Origin of the sequence: Pseudoduganella sp. SL102 (assembly GCF_027856995.1) — a bacterium.
GTDB lineage: Bacteria > Pseudomonadota > Gammaproteobacteria > Burkholderiales > Burkholderiaceae_D > Rugamonas > Rugamonas albidiflava.
The window spans coordinates 4,847,786-4,867,351 of sequence record NZ_CP115554.1 but is presented as its reverse complement, the minus strand read 5'-3'; the positions used below and the strand labels follow the sequence as shown (position 1 = coordinate 4,867,351).

Annotated in this window: 14 protein-coding genes; 8 read left to right on the top strand and 6 right to left on the bottom strand. The window is 66.2% G+C overall.

The features are described 5' to 3' along the window. Positions 1–122 precede the first annotated feature (122 nt). Both OU994_RS20495 and OU994_RS20490 read left to right on the top strand, forming a co-directional pair. Positions 123–1,505 carry a PLP-dependent aminotransferase family protein gene (locus OU994_RS20495; RefSeq protein ID WP_373922625.1) on the top strand — a complete coding sequence of 461 codons (1,383 nt, stop codon included), beginning with the start codon at positions 123–125 and terminating at the stop codon, positions 1,503–1,505. A gap of 294 nt (positions 1,506–1,799) precedes the next feature. Then, positions 1,800–2,117: a hypothetical protein gene (locus tag OU994_RS20490; RefSeq protein ID WP_307731725.1), complete on the top strand. Its 318-nt coding sequence runs from the start codon at positions 1,800–1,802 to the stop codon at positions 2,115–2,117. A 61-nt stretch (positions 2,118–2,178) separates the two neighbouring features. Here OU994_RS20490 and OU994_RS20485 read toward each other — a convergent pair whose 3' ends face one another. The 4 genes from OU994_RS20485 to OU994_RS20470 form a co-directional block, all read right to left on the bottom strand. Continuing rightward, positions 2,179–3,726, bottom strand: coding sequence for an AMP-binding protein (locus OU994_RS20485; RefSeq protein WP_281607442.1), 1,548 nt, complete (start codon positions 3,724–3,726; stop codon positions 2,179–2,181). Between the two features lie 73 nt (positions 3,727–3,799). Then, entirely contained in the window at positions 3,800–5,440 is a 1,641-nt protein-coding gene (gene gcvPB, locus OU994_RS20480; protein ID WP_281607441.1) for an aminomethyl-transferring glycine dehydrogenase subunit GcvPB, read from the bottom strand. Continuing rightward, positions 5,430–6,830: an aminomethyl-transferring glycine dehydrogenase subunit GcvPA gene (gcvPA, locus tag OU994_RS20475; RefSeq protein ID WP_281607440.1), complete on the bottom strand. Its 1,401-nt coding sequence runs from the start codon at positions 6,828–6,830 to the stop codon at positions 5,430–5,432. The genes gcvPB and gcvPA overlap by 11 nt, the downstream gene beginning before the upstream one ends. A 38-nt stretch (positions 6,831–6,868) precedes the next feature. Next, positions 6,869–8,005: an ATP-NAD kinase family protein gene (locus OU994_RS20470; RefSeq protein ID WP_281607439.1), complete on the bottom strand. Its 1,137-nt coding sequence runs from the start codon at positions 8,003–8,005 to the stop codon at positions 6,869–6,871. 142 nt (positions 8,006–8,147) lie between these two features. Between OU994_RS20470 and OU994_RS20465 the strand changes: the two genes are divergently transcribed. After that, positions 8,148–8,741: a TetR/AcrR family transcriptional regulator gene (locus tag OU994_RS20465; protein WP_281607438.1), complete on the top strand. Its 594-nt coding sequence runs from the start codon at positions 8,148–8,150 to the stop codon at positions 8,739–8,741. A 211-nt stretch (positions 8,742–8,952) separates the two neighbouring features. On the opposite strand, the gene OU994_RS20460 is transcribed toward OU994_RS20465, so the two are convergent. Continuing rightward, positions 8,953–10,608: a mechanosensitive ion channel family protein gene (locus OU994_RS20460; protein WP_281607437.1), complete on the bottom strand. Its 1,656-nt coding sequence runs from the start codon at positions 10,606–10,608 to the stop codon at positions 8,953–8,955. A 263-nt stretch (positions 10,609–10,871) separates the two neighbouring features. Between OU994_RS20460 and OU994_RS20455 the strand changes: the two genes are divergently transcribed. The 5 genes from OU994_RS20455 (at position 10,872) to OU994_RS20435 (ending at position 18,046) form a co-directional block, all read left to right on the top strand. Then, positions 10,872–13,127 carry a TonB-dependent receptor domain-containing protein gene (locus OU994_RS20455; protein WP_281607436.1) on the top strand — a complete coding sequence of 752 codons (2,256 nt, stop codon included), beginning with the start codon at positions 10,872–10,874 and terminating at the stop codon, positions 13,125–13,127. Between the two features lie 227 nt (positions 13,128–13,354). Continuing rightward, positions 13,355–14,134: a thermostable hemolysin gene (locus OU994_RS20450; protein WP_281607435.1), complete on the top strand. Its 780-nt coding sequence runs from the start codon at positions 13,355–13,357 to the stop codon at positions 14,132–14,134. Then, positions 14,131–15,819, top strand: a complete 1,689-nt coding sequence (locus OU994_RS20445) for an AMP-binding protein (RefSeq protein ID WP_281607434.1) — start codon at positions 14,131–14,133, stop codon at positions 15,817–15,819. The genes OU994_RS20450 and OU994_RS20445 overlap by 4 nt, the downstream gene beginning before the upstream one ends. A gap of 15 nt (positions 15,820–15,834) precedes the next feature. Further along, positions 15,835–16,740 carry a TauD/TfdA family dioxygenase gene (locus OU994_RS20440; RefSeq protein ID WP_281607433.1) on the top strand — a complete coding sequence of 302 codons (906 nt, stop codon included), beginning with the start codon at positions 15,835–15,837 and terminating at the stop codon, positions 16,738–16,740. Positions 16,741–17,077: 337 nt separating this feature from the next. After that, on the top strand, positions 17,078–18,046 hold the full coding sequence (locus tag OU994_RS20435) for a LysR family transcriptional regulator (protein ID WP_281607432.1): 969 nt from the start codon (positions 17,078–17,080) through the stop codon (positions 18,044–18,046). Positions 18,047–18,088: 42 nt separating this feature from the next. Here the strand turns inward: OU994_RS20435 and OU994_RS20430 are convergent, their stop codons facing one another. Continuing rightward, positions 18,089–19,561: a DUF1593 domain-containing protein gene (locus tag OU994_RS20430; protein WP_281607431.1), complete on the bottom strand. Its 1,473-nt coding sequence runs from the start codon at positions 19,559–19,561 to the stop codon at positions 18,089–18,091. Positions 19,562–19,566 lie beyond the last annotated feature (5 nt).

Sequence of the window (19,566 nt, the reverse complement as noted above, 5' to 3'; positions counted from 1 at the left end):
ATTGCGGATGAGGAGGAGGGCACCTGTCGGCGTCGTGCATCACTGGTCCTTCCACGCCTTCCGAGGCATACTACGTCCAAACAATTTCCATACATCGGGACAAAATGTCCCAGTTAAAAACCATGCAAGATCCACCTTTGCCATCATGGTTGCCGCAACTGCAAGCAGGTGCTGGCCCCCGGTTTCTCCAGATCGCGGATGCATTGCAGCAGGCTGTGGCCGATGGGTTGCTCGAGCCGGGAGACCGCCTGCCTCCGCAGCGCGAGCTGGCTGCGCGGCTGAAGGTGGATTTGACGACGGTCACCCGGGCATACGATGAAGCCCGGCGCAGGAATCTGCTGGAAGGGCGTGGCGCCCGCGGTACCTACGTTGCGGCGCCGAAGGCGGAACTGGCGCCGGTCCTCGACCTGAGCATGAATACACCGCCGCCGCCGGACGGCGTCGACTTCGGCGACCTGCTGAAACAAGGTCTCGCGCAAGTGCTGATGCGGGCGGATAACGAATTGCTGATGACTTACCACCTGGGCGGCGGCAGCGCTTCCGACCGCGAAGCCGGGGCCCGGTGGATCGCGCCGATGTTTGGACGAGTGCATCCGGACCAGGTAGTCGTCTGTCCCGGCGCACAGGCGGCAATTGCGGCACTGATCCTGGTGCTGACCGAGCCCGGCGATGCCATTCTCGTGGAACCGACGGGTTATCCCGGGCTGCGTGCGGCCGCGAGCCAGTTCGGGCGCCGTGTCACGCCGGTCGGGACGGACAGGCATGGAATGCTGCCCCAGGCGCTTGAGGCAGCTTGCCGGCAGCATGACGCCAGGCTCGTCTACCTGAACCCGACACTACAGAATCCGACAACGGTCACGATGCCGGAAAAGCGGCGCAGGGAATTGGCCGCCGTGGCAAAACGGTGCAACGCGCGGATCATCGAGGATGACCCCTACTGGCTGCTCGCCGAGTCGCCACCGCCGCCGATTGCTGCCTATGCGCCGGAACACGCGTATTACATTGCCACCTTGTCGAAGTGCCTTACGCCCGGGCTGCGCGTTGCTTTCGTGGTTGTGCGCGACCCTGTCGAGCGTGCACGCTTCCTGGCGGCCCTGAGGTCCTTCGCGTTGATGGCCGCCCCGCTGACGGCTGCGCTGGCCACCCAGTGGATCCTCGACGGCTCGGCAAGCACCTTGATGCAGGGCGTGCGAGAGGAAGCCCGCGTGCGTCACGGCATCGCGCGCGACGTCCTGGCGGGACGCTATGCCCCACCGGGCGATGGGCTGCACATCTGGGTCGAGCTGCCGAGCTATTGGCGGTCGTACCAGCTCGCGCAAGCCGCGGAAACCGAAGGGCTGGCGGTCGTACCGGCGGAGGCATTCACAACCGGTGGCGAGCCGGAAAACGCGATCCGGATCTCGCTGGGCAGCGTCAAGGACCGTGCCCGCTTGCGAGCAGGCCTGCAGCGCCTGTCATGCTTGCTGGAGCGGCGGCCCGACGCATACGACGCCGCTGTTGTCTGACCCGCCCCTGCACCTTCTGGCGCCATCGTATGCGCGTGAATGTCGTCAGCTCGACAGCCAGCTCTTCTGCCAACTCGTGCCGCGGGGCGAGGCGGTGGCCCGGGCTTCAGCGCTTTGTCCATCGCTGCAGCCGGCGGGAGGCAATGGAAAAACCATCATCTTGCCCGGCTTTCAACTGGGACATTTTGTCCCGATGTATGGATATTGCTTTTCAGTAGAATGCCTTCACACCTGCAGCTGGCCATCCTTCCATACCGCCCGCTGGCGTCTCGAATGGCCTGGCCGGACAGACGAATGCCTGGAGCCGCGTTCGGCATAGTGCTCCTCACGATAGACAGTCAAGCAACAGCCTCGAAAGTACTCAACATCATGGATTGGTTCCCAATAGTCGCCGGTACGTTCAAGGTTCTCGCGCTGGCGACGGGCATGTTCTACGCCATCAAGTGGCATTACGACCAAGGGAAGAAGGGGAAGGAGAAGGTGGCGGAGAAGCGCGCAGTGCTGCGCGCGGCCGGCACGGTGGCCGCGGTCTTCCTGCTGTCGCTGTCGGCCCTGGCGCTCGTCGCGTTCGCCCTTCTCAGGGTGCTCGGTAATGACTTGAGCTTCCCTTGACGGCAAACGGACGCCGGCCGAACTCCAGTGCGAAGCCGGCGTCTCGCCATCCCCGAGCCGATCAGTGAGGTGAGCCAGTGATCGCGGATGGCACCAATGCTTCATACTCGCCCGCCACCAGCTTGCGCCGCAAGATCTTCCCCACCGGTGACTTCGGGATCTCGCGAACAAACACATAGTCGCGTGGCCGTTTGAATTGGAGCAGGCTCGAATTGCGGCAATGCTCATCCAGCGCGCTGGCGCTCGTGTCGCCCCTGGCCTTGACGAAGGCGACCACGCGCTGGCCCCATCGCTCATCGTGCAGGCCGGCCACCGCCACCTCGTCGACCGCCGGGTGCAGCGACAGGACCGATTCGATGTCGGCCGGCGAGATGTTCTCGCCGCCGCTGATGATCATGTCGTCCACCCGGCCTGTGACGAACAGGTCGCCATCCCCGTCGAAATAGCCGGTGTCGCCGGTGAAGTACCAGCCGTGCCGGATCGCCCGGTCGTTCGCTTCGGGCCGGTTCCGATAGCCCTCGAAGGCTTCTTCCCCTTCCAGCTCGCAGATGATCTGTCCTTCCTCGTCCGGGCCGGCCTGCAAGTCGGGTGAGTCGGCGCCCAGTGGGACGATACGGATCCGTGTATTGAGACCGGCGCGGCCCGCGCTGCCGGTCTTGCGTTGTGCTTCCTGGGTGTAGGCGAAGGTGAAGACCTCGGATGATCCGTAATGGTTGACGAACAGTTCGGGCTGGAATACCTCGACCAGCCGCTTGAGCAGGCCCTCGGGCATCGGTGCGCCGGCATAGCCCAGCTTCCGCACCGACGAGACATCGGCTCCGTGCCGTTCGCGCCACGCCAGCATGTCGTGGTACAGCGTCGGTACCAGGTACAGGCTGCTGATGCGCTCCTTCCTGATATGCTGGAAGGCCAGGCCGGGATCGAAACGCGGCATGCAGACGAAGGTGCCGTCGACCAGGGCCATCGCCAGCAGCGAGCGCACGCCCATCGTGTGATACAGCGGCATCACCCCGAGGGTGCGCTCGCCCCGACGGTACAGGTTCTGGGCGACATGGCCGAGCGCCGCCGCGCGCTCGGCGCGATGGCGGCGCGGCACGCCTTTCGGCCGGCCCGTCGTGCCCGAGGTGTACAGCATCAGCGAAAAATCGTCGCTGCGCGCCTGCAGGATCGGCGATCGCGGCGCCGTGGCGAGCAAAACCTCGAACGGCATGACTCCTTCGGACAAGCCCACTGCGATCCGCGTCAGCCTGCGCGCGGCCACGCTGCCGGCGACCGCCGCCGCGCTGATGGCCTCGTAGACGATCGCCCGCGCGCCCGAATCGGTGGCACAGTGGTCCACTTCCTCCGCAGTGGCGCGCCAGTTCAGCGGCGTGATCACGATGCCCGCGAACTGGCAGGCCCAATGGAGGGTCGCCATCTCGAGGCGGTTCTGCAGCACGGCCACCAGGTGGTCGCCGCGGACCAGGCCCAATGCGGACAAGCCGGCGGCCACGCGCTGTATGCGGTCGTACCAGGCGCCATAGCTCAAGCGCTGTTCGCCGTCGACGACCGCCAGCGCATGCGGGCTGCGTTCGACGCTTTGCAAAAACGTTCTGCCAAGATCCAGCATGGTGTCTCCTCCTTGTCGTGGTGGACGATGTTTGTGGGATGCAGGCGCCGCCAGGCTGGCGCGCCGAAGTGAGTCAGGCCGTTGACGATTTACGCCGGTAGGCGCGCCAGGTCATCGCCCACTTCGACGGGTCATCGAGGTGGGCCCCCTTGAGCCGGTGGATGGCCTGGTTGTGCGGCGCCGTCTTCACCAGTTCGGGGTTGGCATACGCTTCATCGGAGATGCGCGCCAGGACGGCGATCCAGGTATCGAGCGCCTCCTTGCCGTACATTTCGCCAGCCTCCGGCGTGAAGGGCTCGGGAACCAGCCATGGGTGGTGGCTGCTCCACATCGCGTCGATGCCGAAATCGGTCATGCGGTTCTGCACGTCGTGCGCATCGACGCCGGTGTCGTCCTTCAGCTGCTGGAGGCTGTAGCGCGTCATTTCCAGGCGTGGACTGGTCGCGTCGGGGTGGGAACGGGTCACGCCGCGGATAGCCAGCAGGCCCTTCTCCATGTAGTTATTGGCCAGCACCGAGATATCTGCGGCTTGCGCCATGCCGGCCGCGCCCATCGAGCGCGCCCATGCATAGGCCTTGATGATGACCGGCACGTTGCCCCAGAACTCGCGGATCTTGCCGCAACTGTGGGGGCGGTCGTGATCGAGCCGGTACCGCTCGCCATCGCGCACCACCAGCGGCTTCGGCATGAACGGCGCGAGTTCGGCCGAGCAGCCGTAGGCGCCCACCGCCGGGCCGCCGACGCCGCTCTTCGGCGCACCGAAGGTCTTGTGCAACATGAACATGCAGGCATCGAACCCCAGCTCGCGCGCGCGCAGCCTGGTCATGACCCCGTTGAAGTTCGCATGATCGTAGAAGCACAGGCCGCCCGCCTCGTGGACGATCCGGGTCCACTCCCTGATCTCGGGGTTGTACACGCCCATGTCGTCCGGATTGTTCACCATCAGCGCCGCCGTGCGGTGCGATACCGCCGCCTTCAGTGCCGCCAGCGATGGATAGCCGGTCTCCTCGTCGATCATCAGCGTAACGACCTTGAAGCCGGCCGCTGCGGCGGTGGCCGCGCTGCTCGGGTGCGTCTGGATGGTGGTGATGATTTCGTTGCGCTGTTCCAGCTCGCCGCGCGCGGCGAACCAGGAACGCGTCACGGCGCAGCTGGTGTAGGCCGCATCCGCGCCGCCGCCCGCCTGGAACACGAACTGGTCCATGCCCGACAGCTCGCGCAGGATCAGGTCCATGCCATGCACGATTTCCAGCGCTCCCTGCAAGGTGCTTTCGTCCTGCAATGGATGGACATGGGTCACTTCGGGGCGCCACGCCAGCGCCTCATTGACTTGCGGGTTGTACTTCATGGTGCAGGTGCCGAACAGGCTGATGTTCATCATGCCCAGGGTCTGCTGCGACAGGCGCAGGTAGTGGTACAGCACTTCCGGCTCGGACATTTCCGGCAGCGCCGGCTTGTTCCGGCGCCGCACCGCGGCCGGCACCAGGTCGCTGGCCGCGCCGACGGCGTGCCGTACCGCTTCCTCGACCGGAGCGAAGACGACACCGCGCCGGCCCGGATACCCCATTTCCAGGATGACCGGCTCGTTCCAGACGGGGGCATGGTATTCCTTCACCGGCCTGTTCATCGTATCCTTCCTTGCGTCATTCATCGCGTTGTTCATCACGTTATTCATCACGTTATTCATCACGTTGCTCGTCACGTTATTCATCATTGATTACCTCGTTCAAGGCGCCGGCCAGGCGGTCGATATCGGCCTGGGTATGCACTTCGGTGACGCAGTACAGGGCGCTGGCGCCGAAGTGCGGAAACTCGCGGCTCAGGTCCTTGCCGCCGAAGATGCCGCGTGCCAGCAGGCGCCGGTTGATGTCGGCCACGCTCAGCCCCGTGCCGTCGAAATTGACGACGAATTCCTTGAAGAACCCGGAAGCAAACGTCACGCGCACGCCCGGAACCGCTCCCAGGGCCCGGGCCGCGTAATGGGCGCGTTGCAGGATCAGTTCACCGACTTCCTGGAAGCCCTGCGGCCCCATCATCGCCATGTACACGGCATTGGCGATGGCCCACATGTACACCGAGTGGCCGGTCCAGTCGTTGCCCTTGTCGCGCAAGCCGTAGGAAGACTGCTCGAACAGGCTCAGTCCGAAGCCGAACTCGCCGGGCACCGTCGTCTCGGCGATGCTGATGAACAGGGTCGGATACTGGCGCGCATAGCGTTCCTCGTCGCGCGAGGCCATGAAGCCGCTGACGCCGCCGCCGATGTTCATGTGTACGCCCAGCGGCTGCGTGGTGCCGACCACGATGTCGGCGCCATAGCTCGCTGGCGTCGCCAGTACCCCGAGGGAGATCGGATCGACGCCGACGATCACTTCCGCCCCGGCCGCATGGGCGATCGCCGCGATCTGCTCGCCTTGATGCTCGATGATGCCCAGGTACGACGGCGTTTCGAAGTACACGGCGGCGGTGTCGGAACCGACCTGGGTGCGCAGGTGATCCAGGTCCATCACGCCCGTGGCGGGATCGAACTCCACGTGGCGGATGGCGATGTGGCCCGGCATCTGCGCCGGCTCGCAAAAGTTCTCGATCACGGCCAGGCGTTCCGGATCGATCGCCCTGACGATCACGACCTCGTTGCGTCCGGTGAGCCGGGCTGCCATCCGGATCGCGTGGCCGGCCGCGACGCCCCAGCTGCGCACGGGCAGCGCGACCAGGTCGAGCTCGAGCAGTTCACCGAGCTGGCTGCAGAACTCGAACCATGCCTGGTTGCGGCCGTGGTCCGAGCTGGGCTCGCCGAACACGGACGTCAGCCATTCATTGCGGCGCACGACTTCGTCGCAGGCGGCCGGCACGTGGTGTTGCCAGACGCCGGCGCCGAGAAAGTTGAGATTTTGCTCGGCCGTCCGGTTCTTCGACAGGATCTCGACCAGGTGGCGGCGCAACTCGCTTTCCGTCAAGGCCGGCGGCAGGTCGATCGGCCGCGTGGTCCGGTGCGCGGCGGGTATCTGGCTGAACAGCTGGTCGAGGCTCTCGGCGCCGATCGCGGCGAGCATCTCGCGCTGGATCTCGGGCACCGAGTTCGCCATATAGGGATGAGGCTTGCTCATGGGGGGACATCCTTTCGTGTGGCTGGGGTAGGTCCAGGTCAGGACTGCACCTGGAAGAAGAGGGAACGGTCGGGGCCGGTGCGCACCGGCAGGTAGCCGGCCAGGCCGGCATCGAGTTCGACGTCGCCGGTATCGACTGTCAGGCGGCGCGGCGCCAGGCCGAGCAGCTTGTCGACCGAAGCGATGACGATGATGTGATCGCGCCGCACGCGCCGCAGTACATTGCTGCTGATTTGCTGGTTGCCGCGTCCGAACAGGGCGCCGTGGCCGCCCAGCACGCCGGTGATGAGCCAGGTTTCCCTGCCGTCCATCCACCGCAACAGCCCCGCCTCGTCCAGGTCGGACGCGACCAGCCGGCCGTCGAGCACGAGATCGACACCGAGCAAGGTCGAAGGCAGTGAAAGGGCCGCCATCACGCGGCGCGTCGTCGTGCCGGGGCCGACGATGTACAGGCGGCCCGGCAGCATGTCACGCGCGACCTGGCGGCAGGCCGCTTCCAGCGCGACATCTTCGCGCAGGATCGAACCGGCCTTGGCGTTTTGCGACAAAGCAGGCAGGAAAGGACTCTGCGCGACGCCATAGAGCCGGGTCGATACGCGGTCCGCGCGCACCGCGTCTTCGTCGATGTCCATGACTTCCGCCTCGCGCACGCGCACGGCCGGATCGCGTGCCAGGAAGCGCGCCGCGAGAGCGGCCGCGGACGCGGGACTGGTGCCGAAGACGGCGGAGTACATCTTGACGCCGGCGGGAATGCCGATGATCGGTACCCGGTCGCCAACGGCATCGAGGATGTCGCGCGCGGTGCCATCGCCACCGGCAAACAGCAGCAGTTCGACGCCCGCCGCCAGCATGGCGAGGGCCGCTGCGCGCGTATCGTCCGCCGTGCTTGCGCCTGCCGGCCGATGAACGATCACCGGCACGAATCCCGCCGCCCTTGCCGCATCCTCGCCAAGCGCGTCCGAACCGGTCATCACGGTGACGGCCGCCGTCGGTGCCGATGCGGACAGGTGGCACAGCGCTTTCACAGCACGGTCCGGCGATCCCGGGCGGGCACCGCGGCGCCGGGCTTCCGCGACCGTCCCGGCGCCATCAGTGCCCTTGAGGCCGACGCGGCCACCCATGCCGGCAACGGGGTTGACGATCAAGCCGATCACTACAGGGCGTGCATCCAGCATGGCCGATCCTTCTCGAATAGGGGAGTGTGCACGTAGTGAGGTTTTTCACATACGAAGCGTATGTGAGCTATACTATTCACATACATCGCGTATGTCAATTAACATACGCGATGTATGTGAAAAATATTGGAGAGATGACTGGATGGCACCGAAGCGAGTGGAAATGATGGCCGAGACCCGGGCCAAGCTGATCAATGCGGCAAGGGCCGCCTTCGCAAGCAAGGGGTTCGCGGAAAGTTCAATGGACGACTTGACGGCACAGGCCGGGTTGACCCGTGGGGCGCTGTATCACCACTTCGGCGACAAGAAGGGCCTGCTGGAAGCCGTGATCGCCCAGGTGGATGGGGAAATGACGGCACGGCTCGCCGCGATCATGGATGCCGCGCCCACGACCTGGGATGCTTTTGTCGATGAGAGCATTGCCTATATCGAGATGGCAACCGAGCCCGAGATCCAGCGCATCATGCTGCTCGACGGCCCGGCGGTGTTGGGCGACCCGTCGCAATGGCCGGGCCAGAATTCCTGTATCCGCAGTACCCAGCGCAGCCTGGAGCTGCTGATGGAAGAAGGGGTGATCCGTGAAGTCGATGCGCCGGCAACGTCACGCCTGATCAATGGCGCGCTGCTGAGTGCCGCGCTGTGGATCGCCCATGCCGAGGATCCCGAATCCACTTCCAGGATGGCGGTGGACAGCTTCGTGGTGCTCGTCTCGGGTTTGCTGAAGACGCCGCGCTGAGCTGCTGACCCACGGCTCCGTCAATCCTTATCCATGGCGAAGGATATTTAGTGGGATCACGCCTTGCCAGCGCGTGCAAGGCTGAAGGCAGCCTGGAAGCCGTTCCTCGGCACGACGGCGTGCGTCGCTCATGCCGGCGCAAGCCTTCAACCGCCATAGTCCCGTATGGGTACCGCAGGAGCGCACAGGCCGGCCGGGCGAACGGCCTTGCTCACGTCGTCGCTTTTTCGGAAAGCGATCCGGCGGCCCCCGCCGGCGACGCTTGCGGCGCGGGGCCGTGCCAGTCAGCCGGCCGGACCATCTGGGCCACCTTCGGTTCCTGCGTGAAGTGCGGCGACATGATCTGCACGCCCTGGCGGTTGAACTCGTCGACAATGCCCTGGTGCAGGTGGCTCAAGAGTTCGGCGCGGGCGCGCGGCGCGCTTACGTCGGCGTAGGCGACCAGCCGGTATTCGATGTAGAAGTCGGAGAGCGCCGTCTGCGCGACGAAAGGAGAGGGCGTTTCCAGCATGCCTTCCGTGTTGCGCGCCGCGGTTTCCAGCATCGCGTGCACCTGGCGCCACGGGGTGTCGTAGCCGATGGTGACCGTGGTGTCGACCACGAAACCGCTGCCCGGGAACGCCCGCGACAGGTTCTTTGTCGTATTGGCGAGCACATAGGCATTCGGTATCGACACCTCCTCGCCGAGACCGGTGCGCAGGCGGGTGCTGAACATGCCGAGTTCGGCGACCGTGCCTTCGGTCTCGGCGATTTTCACGTATTCGCCCTTGCGCAGCGGCCGGGTGTACATCAGGATCAGGCCGGCCGCGCCCTGGGCGACGATACTGGAGGCGCCGATCGATACCATCAGGCCGGCGAGCACCGTAACGCCCTGGAAAGCCGCCGTATGCGAGCCAGGCAGGTAGGGATAGGCCATGGCCAGTGCGAACAGCCAGATCACGAGGTTCGCGAGGCGGCGGCTGGGCGCGGCCGTCTCCCGGTCGAGTCCGCCGACCTCGAGTTGCCCGCTTTCGATACGCCGGGATATCGAAGTGACCGTCAGCGTCGCTATACGTGCCGCGGCGGCAATCAGCAGTACGATCAGCAATCCTGGCACCGCGGCGGCCACGCCGCGCGCCATATAGGCGCTGGTATCGACCAGGTGCCCCTGCAGCCATTCGCCCCAGGCCCGCGAATAGGGAAACTGTCGCAGCACGAAAGCGAGCCAGAGATAGGTCGCCAGCAGCCTGAGCGCCCAGGCGGCGGCGATCGCCAGCCTGCGTACCAGGCCGACATAATGCTCCGCGTCCAGCAGGCGCACATTGCGGAAACTGAGCCGTTCGAGCCGCCTGGCCAGCAACACTTGCAGGCGCCGGTCCGCCCACCCCTGCGCCAGTCCGATGCCACGCAGGGCGAGCACCCAGGCGAGCATCGTCACGAACGCCAGTCCGGCGGCAATGGCGAGATAGCGCGGACTGGCCTGTTCGGTCTTCTCTCTCAGCGCTACTGTCAGCCGCGCCGCGCTGTCGGCCGCGACGGTGTCGGGTGTGTCGCCGGCGAGCAGGTTGACATCGCCGGGGGTGACCAGGAAGAGCGGTGATCCATCGAGCAGGACCTGGGCGCCTTCCGGGATCGAGCGGATGCTGGTCACGCCAGGTCCCTTTCCGGCGAGCGCCCGGTCGAGGCGGCGCTGCGCGGCCACGGCGCGGTCCGCCGGCGAATATCCTGCCAGCGGCGCGCGGAACACGAAGATGGCCCGGTTGGCGACGTCCAGCTCCGCGCTTGGGGCGGCGGGCGCCTGCGCATGTGCCTGTGCCAACAGGGCGAAGGATGCGAGCATGAACAGGCAGGCGAGCAAGGCAAGGCGCAGGTGCGAGATGGAGGGCATGGGAGGGCGCAGTCGCGTAATGGGTCGATGGGTTGATTCTTGATCAACTGTACATGGGGCCGCCCGCTTCGCCAAGCCGGCGTCGGGTCAACAGCGGCCGGCGGCATGGCCCGCCCACCAATAACGACAATACAAAGCCTTGCCATCGCCACATCTTTTATCGATAATGCACTCGCATTATCAGAAAGATCGACGCAGCCACGCGCTGTGATGCCCGGATGAGGCGGCGTTGGCCATGGCACGACCATTCAAACAGGAAGAACATGATTATGAAAAACAGACCCGCGCTCAGGGGGACCGCCGGTGTGCTTGCACTGCTGCCGACCGTCTTGTGGGCCCAGGCGATGGAATCCGGTCCGCTGGTCGCGTCGGGCGGCATCGACAACACGGTAACCATCACCGCAAACAGGGGCGTGGAAGTGCGGCCGGCCATCACGCTGTCACAAACCTTGTCCGGCGCCGAGCTGGTTCATCGCCGGCAGGGCGGGCTTGGCGAGACGATCGCCGGCTTGCCCGGTGTCCACCTGGACAGCTTCGGCGGTGGCGCGTCGCGCCCCGTCATCCGCGGGCAGACCCTGCCACGCGTCGAGATCCTCAGCGATGGCGCGGCCTTGTTCGACGTTTCCTCGGTTTCGCCGGATCACGCGGTGACCGCCGACCCGCTGCTGCTCGACGCCATCGAGATCATCCGCGGGCCGGCCGCCATCCGTTATGGCGGGAACGCGGTCAATGGGGCGATCAACCTGATCGACAGTAAAGTGCCGAGCAGGCTGCCGGCCGGCGGCCTGGCCGGTGCGACCGAAGCGCGCTACGGCTTCGGCGACGGCGAGAAGACCGCCGTCGGCCGCGTCACCGCCGGCACGGGCCAGTTCGCGATCCACGCCGAGGGCGTACGCCGGCATGCCGGCAACTACGAGGTGCCGGGGGACTATGGGGTGGACGAGTTGCCCGATTCCTTCGCCGAGAACACCAGCTATTCGATCGGCGCGTCGTGGATCACCGCGAAAGGCTATATCGGCGCCGCCTTCACGCGCATGAAAAGCAGGTATGGACTGCCGGGCCATAGCCACCTGAACGGCGTATGCCATACGCACGACATGGACCTCCATTGCACGGCGCACGGCGGGTTCGACGATCCCTTCGGCTCCCCCGACAGCCATACCGCGTCCATTGCATTGCGCAGCGACCGCGTCGATATCCGTGCGGATTATGCGGACCTGCTGCCGGGAATTGCCCATACGCGCCTGCGCGTGTCGCACACGGACTATGCGCATGACGAGATCGATGGCGCCATGCTGTTCACGCGCTATACCAACAAGGTGTGGGATGGGCGCCTCGAGCTGACCCATCGGCCTTTGCTGGGTTTTACCGGCACCTTGGGAGCACAGTACACGGATGGCACCTTCAGCGGCATCAATGTCGAAGACCTGCATGTGCCGTTTCCGGAGAATGCCTACGGACTGGTCCCGCCTTACTACCACCTGACGAAGAATGTCGGCCTGTTCCTGAGCGAGCGCCGATCCTTCGGCGCGGTCGACCTCGAATTCGCGGTGCGCAAGGACTGGCGCGAGATGCGCGTGCCGGCGCCCACATTCCTTGCCACCATGACGCCCGAGTATGAAGCGATGTTCACGGAGTGGTATGGCAGCGATTGGCGGCAGATCCTCGAGTCCGAGTATGTCGATGATTTCCTCGATAGGAATCACGGCACGAAGCACCAGCCTTTTTCGGCGTCGCTGGGGGGCGTCTGGAACCTGGGACAAGGGTACTCGGTCGGGCTGTCGTTCGGCCACACCGAGCGCGCGCCGAACGTGCGCGAGCTCTACGCCCGCGGCAACAATCTCTCGACCAACAGCTACGAGCTCGGGCTGGCGGTGAACAACCCCGTCTTCGAGGAGAGCAGGCGCCCCGTGGGCGATGTGCTCGAGTCCACCGACTCGGTCGACCTGACCTTCCGGAAGTCCGGTGGTCTGCTCGAAGGGGAGATCGGCGTGTTCTACCAGGACGTCGGCGACTACATTTTCGCGCGGCTGATCGAGACTGAAAAGGCCACTGGCATTGCGCACAACTTCCTGGCCTACACGGCGGCCGATGTGCGCTTCACCGGCATCGATGGCCAGGTGAGTTACCAGGTGACACCCGCTTCGCGCGTTACGGTGTTCGGCGATTTTGTCCATGCCCGGATGAAGCGCATGGACGATCATCTGCCGCGCATTCCCCGCGGACGTCTCGGCGTCCGCTACGACAGGCACTGGGGGCCGCTCTCGGCGGATGTCGAAATGTCGCGCACATTCGGCCAGAGCCGGATTGCCTCCTATGAAACCGAGACGGCTGGCTACAACATGGTCAACGCGACCCTGGCGTATCGGCTGGACATGGGCTTGCGACAGTCGCTGGAATTGTATGCGCGGGGCACCAACCTTGGCGACGAACTGGCCTTTGCCCACACCTCCTTCGTGAAGAACCAGTCGCCGCTGAGGGGCCGCAGCATCGCGCTCGGCATGCGCTACGCGTTCTGACCGATGCGCCACGGCCGGGATACCACTCGGCCGTGCCGACAGTTGCTGAAAATATCGTCGCCGCGCCCTGACGAAGCGATACACATCTCCGAAACATCCGCTTCATTTGCCAAACATTCGTTCTATACGATGCACGTCGTTGGTCGTGCTTTTCCACGGCCAGGCCGGGACGAAGGCGTGTTCGTCCGATCCTCTCTCCAGCGACCATCGAACCTCCAGGGAACGCCATGCATACACCAGCAGCCAACGACAACGTAGTGAACATCCATTCCGCAAGCACCCCGGGTGCCGCCGCGCGGCCCGCGACAGCCTCCGGCCTTTCGTTCCAGCTCGAACTCGGCGACCGGTCCCTGGTCTTCAGGCTGGTCGGTCCGGAAGACCGGTACTACGGCGCCGCCGTCGAGCTGGCGCGTACCGTCTACCAGCGCGCCTATGGCGCCACCATCGCGCCGCGGCCGCACCGCTTCATCGTCGGCATCGACCTGGCGAGCGGCGCGGCCATCGCGTGCGCCGGGCTGTCGTTCGCCGGCAGGGCGCCGCTGTTCTCCGAGCACTACCTGGACGCGCCGCTTGAACAGATGCTGGCAGACGTCTTCCAGCGCGACGTGGCGCGGCGCGATATCGCCGAGGTGACGACGCTGGCCACGCTCGAGCCCACCATCGGCACGGAACTGATGCGCGCACTGCCGCTGGTCTGCTGGTACCTGGGGCTGGGCGGCGTGATCTGCACCGTCACGGCGAAGCTGCGGCGCTGCTTCGAGGCGATGAAACTCCGCTTCCATCCGATCGCGGCGGCCGATCCCGCCCGGCTGCCGGCCGTGGTGGGCGTCACCTGGGGCACCTACTACGACACCCGGCCGATCACGGGCCTGATCCGCGTCGACGCACTCGGCGAATTCTTCGACACCGTCAGCTGCCGCTACAACCAGCACCTGCTGGCTGGCGAAGTCGCCGGCGGTGGCGAACACGCAACGGCGAACGCGGCGATGGTGGAGGAGGCGGCATGATGCACTTCATCGACAGTATCCGCACCGCGATGCGGGAACGCGCCGGCGACGTGGCGATCGTGCAGCTCGACGGTACCGTGTCGCCGGGCCGTGTCGTCGATTACGGCACGCTCGAACAGGAGTGCAACGCACTGGCGGTGGCGCTGGCTGCGCGGTGCGCGCCGGGCAGCACCGTCGGACTGGTGGCGGCCAACTCCATCGCCTGGATCGAGGCCGACCTGGCCTTGCTGATGGGCGGCCATGTCGAGGTGCCGGTACCGCTGGCGTTCAGCGCGGAGCAGGCCGCCCACCTGCTGGCTTCCTGCAGCGTGGTGCTGACCGACGACGCGGGCCAGCGCCGCTTCGAGGCATGGCGCGCCGATGCGCCGCACGCGTTCCAGGCGATGCCTTGCCTGTCCATCGGCCAGCTGGTCGACGGCGCCGCCGCCGTGACGTCCCGGGCGCTGACCGCCGGCACGCAGGCGGACCGCGTCTGCAAGGTGATCCACACATCGGGCACCACCAGCGCGCCCAAGGGAGTACGGATCCGCGCGAACGGCCTGGATGCGCTGCTGGCATCGCTGTGGCGGCATGCCACGCGGGACGACTACAGGCGCTACCTGAACCTGGTGCCGTTCAGCCTCCTGATCGAACAGGTGACGGCGCTGTACATGCCGTTCGCGGCGGGCGGCACGGTCGTGCTGCCGCCGGTGGGCGAGGCGCCGCTGGGCGATCCGGGCGCGGTGGCCGCCGACAAGCTCGCGCTGCTGCGGCGCGCCCGCCCGAGCGCGGTGACCCTGCCGCCGTCGCTGGTGGAAGCGCTGGCCAATGCGGCGGACCGCCTGCCGGAGCTGGATACCGCGGCGCTGTGCGAGGCGCTGTTCGGCCGCTCGACCGTGCCCCTGATCGCGGCGGGTGGCGCACCGGTCGCCGCCGCCACGATCGAACGGCTGGCGCAACGCGGCGTCACCGTGCTGCAGGGGTATGGCCTCAGCGAAAACAGCTCCGTGGTTTCATGGAATACGCGGGCCGAAAACCGCATCGGCAGCGTCGGCAAGCCGCTGGCGCACGTTTCCTGCAAGCTGGGGCCGGACGGTGAACTGGGCGTGCGCAGCGCCTCGCTGTTCGCCGGCTACAGCGGCAGCGATCCCAGCGCCTGCCATACCGATGCCGAGGGCTGGCTGTGGACCGGCGACCTGGCCGGGATCGACGCCGACGGCTTCATCACGATCATCGGCCGCAAGAAAAACCTGATCATCACGGCCCACGGCCGCAATGTGTCGCCGGAACCTGCCGAGGCGTCGTACCGCAGCGTGGCGGGCGTCGCCGATATCGTGCTGCTGGGCGAAGGGCAGGAGACACTGTCGGCCTTTGTGCTCACGGCGGCCGGCGTCGACCAGGGCGCGCTGCGGCACGCACTGGTACGGCATGGCGAACGCTGGCTCTCCGGCGTCGAGCGTGCCAGCACCTTCGTGTTCGAAGCCGACGCGCCGGCGCTGCGGGCCCGCCTGTTCACCGTCACGGGCCGGCCGCGCCGGCAGGAGGTGGAGCGCCATGTACGCGAATGTCATGTACGCGAATGTCATGTACGCGAAAGTCATGTCCGCGAATGTCATGTCCGCGAATGTCATGTCCGTGAAGACCACGCCCACGAGTACCAGGCAGGCAGCCTCCCGGCAGCCGCCTCCGCCCTTCATCAACGTTGAAATCTGGAGAATCACGTGCAAACTGCAGCTCATACCCGCCAGGCGGGACTGGTGGTACAAGGCGAGGCGGGCGAGACGCTGGCTTCGATCGGCAAGGCGCAACTGGCCGGCTGGCTGGGCGCTCATGGCTACGTCGTGCTGCGCGGCTTCCCGTGCGACGTGCCGGGCTTCTCGGACCTGGTACGCGCCCACAGCAGCCGCATCAGCCTCGATCCGGCCCGCCAGTTCCACGACCAGGATGGCAAGGTGCTGGCGCAGAAGGTCGACGCGGGCAGTGACGCCATCGGCCTGCACTGCGAAAACGGCAACAGCCCGTTCTGGCCCGACCTGTGCTGGTTCTTCTGCACCCAGGCGCCGGCCGTGGGGTCGCAGACCACCGTCTGCGACGGCGCCGCCGTGTACCGCGACCTGTCGCCGCAGATGCGCACCGCGCTGCTGGGGCAGGACATCGTCTACACGCGCAGCGTCGGCGAAGCGCTGTGGAAGAACTACGTGCGCCATGCGTCCGATGCCGGCCAGGAAGCGGCGGACACCCGGACCTGCTTCGAGCGCCTGCTGGCCCTTCTCGACGGGAACGTGAACACGCAGATCGAACTGAACGCGGATCACTCGGTCACGTACAGCTTCCGCACGCCGTCGATCCTGGCCCGTTCGCCGTTCAGCCCCGGCCGGCCGGCCTTCGCCAACAGCATCTTCGGTCCGTCGTTCAACTACGAGCGTCCCCGGATCACGTTCGCGGACGGCACGCCGCTGCCGGAAGCGATGCGCGCGGCGCTGGACGCAGTCTGCCAGCGGCACACGGTGGACGTGGGCTGGCGGGACAACGACATCGTCGTCATCGACAACGCCCGCGTCATGCACGGCCGCCGCCGCATCGAGGACACGCGCCGTACCATCTTCAACGCGCTGAGCTATTACTGAACGACCCGGGCGGCCTGACGCCTCCAGCCCCTTCGATACCCCGGCCAGCGGCCGCGCCAATACCCGCCATCGGCAAAAGCGATTTTCCCTGGCGGGAAAGCGCTGCTATCGTCCCGGGACAATATCGAACAATGGAGACTGGTCATGAGCATTTCGTTCGGGGTGCTCGGCCCCGCCATGGCGGGCGCCACCGCGCAGCAGCCCGGATTCCAGACCGGGTTCGCCGCCGTGGGCATCGCGGCGGTCGGTGTCACCTCATCTCCTTTGCGTTGCCTGCCACGGCCTGCCACGGCCGGACTGTGGCATCATCGTTTCAGAACATATCAAAGGGGACACCATGCGTTTCAATCGTCTCGACCTGAACCTGCTGGTCGGGCTGGACATCCTGCTCAGCGAAAAAAGCATCACCCGGGCGGCGCGGCGGCTCAGCTTGAGCCAGTCCGCCACCAGCGGCGTGCTGGCCCGCCTGCGCGAGTATTTCAGCGACGAGCTGCTGATGCCGGTCGGCCGCAACCTGATCCTCACGCCGCTCGCCGCCAGCCTGGCGGACCCCGTGCGCAAGGTGCTGCTGCAGATCCAGGCCACCGTCGACATCCGGCCGGAGTTCGATCCCCTCACCGCGGTGCGGGGTTTTCGTGTACTCGCATCGGATTACATCTCGACCGTGGTGCTGGGCGACCTGGCCACGCTGCTCGCCACGGCCGCGCCGAACATCACGCTCGACATCCTGCCGATGTCGGCCAGCCCGACCGACCTGCTGGAGCGCGTCGAAGCCGACCTGATCATCCTGCCGCGCAAGTTCATGTCCGAGGTGCACCCGGTGCAGGTCCTGTTCGAGGAAACCTATACGTGCATCGCGTGGACCGGCAATACCCTGATCGACGACGAGCTCACGATGGCGCAATACATGTCGCTGGGCCATGTATCGTCGCGCTTCGGCGCGGCGATCGTGAGCTTCGAAGAATGGTTCATGAAGGTGTCGGGCTATGACCGGCGCGTCGAGGTGACGACGAATTTCACGAGCATTCCCCACTTCGTGATCGGCACCAACCGGATCGCCACGATGCACACGCGCCTGGCGAAATCGCTGTCGCGCTTTTACCCGATCAGGTTGCTGCCGCTGCCGCTCGACATTCCGGCGGTGGAGATGTGCATGCAGTGGAACCAGGTGCTCGACCGCGATCCCTCGCATCAGTGGTTCCGCTCGATGCTGATGGACACCGCACGTGCCGGCCCATACGCCACGATCTCGCCGGTGCGCGCGCCAATCCCGATGGCCAGGTCGACCGACAGATTCCAGGCGTAACCAGGGAAGGAGGGCGCGTGGGCCACCTTCCGGTGGCCTGAGTCAGTTCTTCGGCACGATGTTCACCACCACCCGCTGGTAGCGCGTCAGCGCAGGCGTTCCCTTGTCCGTGACCCGCACGATGAAGTGGACGGTTTCCGGTTTGTCGACGTCGGGGGCAGTGAGGGTCTGGCGCGCCAGGTTGTCCGCGCCGATCGGGATGCTGCTTTTGAGCGTTCCCGCCTCGCCGTACTGGAACCAATGATAGCTCAGGCTGTCGCCGTCCGGGTCCGTCGAGGCGCTCGCGTCGAGCCGGATCGGCGCGCCCGCCCGCACCGTCAGCTGGCTGGCGTGACCGAGTGCGGGCCTGGGCGGGTGATTCGCCCCGGCATACGGCCGGGTCGTCCAGCGCATGCGCGCGGCAAAATCGTTCTGGAAGTCGTCGCGCCAGCGCCAGAGCGTGACCTTGGGGCCGGTGAATTCCTTCGGGGCCGCCTTGTCGTCGCGGTGGAAGCGGTTGTATTCCATGCGCGGGCGAGACGTCATGGTATCGCTGGCGTTGGTCCAGATCGGGCGGGTTTCCGCCTCGACCGGCACGCCGCCGTTGAAGCCCTTCGGGTCGATCTCGTCCAGGCCGGGCGTGCGCAGCGTATAGCGACCGCCCCAGCCGCCCCAGTCCGGACGGTCAGGCACGTTCAAGCCATTCGGGAGCAGGCCCAGGAAGCTGGGGGTATCGCCTTCCATGCCCCACGCCACGTCGGGATACGCGGCGCCCAGCGGGCCGTGGCCCTGCTGGATATTGGCGGCGATCCAGGCATTGCCGACATTGGCGTTGTCGATGCCGTCGACGACGGCGCTGATGCCGAGCCAGGTCGCGTTGCCGTATCCGCCAGGACTCACCACATAGAACAGCGACGGAAACGTCTTGCGTATCCAGGCGCCGCTGTCGTCCTGGTCGGAAATGGCATGCACGCGCAGGCGGCCGAGCGCCTTGTCGAGCTGTGGCGCCGGTGTCGTCTGCTTCAGGCGGTACAGCGCCTGCGCCAGCGTATTCGTCCCGCCCCAGGCGGTCACCCAGAGCGGGCGCCGGTCATCCGCCTTGATGGCGCGCACCAGCAGGTCGGAACCCGGCGAATCCTTGCCGTCCCCGACGCCGGCCATGCCGTAGACCGGCAATGCCTGGCTGACCTTGCCCAGGAGCCGGTCCGCGGCGGGAAAGCCTGGCTCGTGCTTGAGCAGATTGGGCTGGACCTGGCCGTAACGCCTGACCAGGGTGCGGATCGATTCCGGATGCACCGCGTCCTTCAGGTGCACCGACGTGGTCGCGACGATCCCTTCGATGTCGAGCTGGTTCGCGTACAGCAGCAAACGGATCAGCGACTGGGCATCGTCCGGATCGGCTTCCATGTCGGTCAGCACGAACAGGCGCTGGCGCGACCCCGGTGCCACGGCGCGTTCGGCCGGCGCAGCCAGCGCAAGACCTCCGGCGGCGCAGGCCGCGCCTCCCAGCAGGAATGCAAGGGTCAGTTTCAGCATGGGGT

Bases quoted from the DNA above. Each gene is read 5' to 3' on its own strand.
- OU994_RS20495 (WP_373922625.1), top strand. From the start codon at position 123: ATGCAAGATCCACCTTTGCCATCATGGTTGCCGCAACTGCAAGCAGGT.
- OU994_RS20490 (WP_307731725.1), top strand. From the start codon at position 1,800: ATGCCTGGAGCCGCGTTCGGCATAGTGCTCCTCACGATAGACAGTCAA.
- OU994_RS20485 (WP_281607442.1), bottom strand. From the start codon at position 3,726: ATGCTGGATCTTGGCAGAACGTTTTTGCAAAGCGTCGAACGCAGCCCG.
- gcvPB (WP_281607441.1), bottom strand. From the start codon at position 5,440: ATGATGAATAACGTGACGAGCAACGTGATGAATAACGTGATGAATAAC.
- gcvPA (WP_281607440.1), bottom strand. From the start codon at position 6,830: ATGAGCAAGCCTCATCCCTATATGGCGAACTCGGTGCCCGAGATCCAG.
- OU994_RS20470 (WP_281607439.1), bottom strand. From the start codon at position 8,005: ATGCTGGATGCACGCCCTGTAGTGATCGGCTTGATCGTCAACCCCGTT.
- OU994_RS20465 (WP_281607438.1), top strand. From the start codon at position 8,148: ATGGCACCGAAGCGAGTGGAAATGATGGCCGAGACCCGGGCCAAGCTG.
- OU994_RS20460 (WP_281607437.1), bottom strand. From the start codon at position 10,608: ATGCCCTCCATCTCGCACCTGCGCCTTGCCTTGCTCGCCTGCCTGTTC.
- OU994_RS20455 (WP_281607436.1), top strand. From the start codon at position 10,872: ATGATTATGAAAAACAGACCCGCGCTCAGGGGGACCGCCGGTGTGCTT.
- OU994_RS20450 (WP_281607435.1), top strand. From the start codon at position 13,355: ATGCATACACCAGCAGCCAACGACAACGTAGTGAACATCCATTCCGCA.
- OU994_RS20445 (WP_281607434.1), top strand. From the start codon at position 14,131: ATGATGCACTTCATCGACAGTATCCGCACCGCGATGCGGGAACGCGCC.
- OU994_RS20435 (WP_281607432.1), top strand. From the start codon at position 17,078: ATGCGTTTCAATCGTCTCGACCTGAACCTGCTGGTCGGGCTGGACATC.
- OU994_RS20430 (WP_281607431.1), bottom strand. From the start codon at position 19,561: ATGCTGAAACTGACCCTTGCATTCCTGCTGGGAGGCGCGGCCTGCGCC.